We start from the raw sequence: 270 nt of genomic DNA, 5'->3' as shown, positions 1-270 counted from the left end.
CCTAGATAACTGTCGTATCCGCAAGTGACAATCAGTAGTCGCACCTACGTACATGATCCCTCGCTATGGAGGTGATCCAAGTTCAGTTGGAGTTGGAGCTGGCGCTCCAAATGAGGAAGGATTCTTTGGGTGGAGGCTTTGGGATGGTCGAGCGTGGATCACCGAGTGCCTCCATCCAAAGTGTGGGGGTTCATCCAAAAATATGGCCTAGTGGATTTTTAGAAACAAACCCATATGCTTTGGGTATGCATCGGTACCAATTCGTTAGGA

General features: G+C 48.9%; 1 protein-coding gene. It reads left to right on the top strand.

The window, feature by feature from the left end; genetic code table 11:
* Positions 1 to 65: 65 nt before the first annotated feature.
* The coding region (locus tag PZC42_RS21395; RefSeq protein ID WP_277214166.1) for a hypothetical protein at positions 66 to 270 on the top strand (205 nt) is incomplete at its 3' end.

The organism is Isoptericola croceus (assembly GCF_029382255.1).
Taxonomy (GTDB): domain Bacteria; phylum Actinomycetota; class Actinomycetes; order Actinomycetales; family Cellulomonadaceae; genus Isoptericola; species Isoptericola croceus.
Note: the sequence above shows the minus strand (reverse complement) of the source record. Positions and strands in the feature narration are given on the sequence as shown.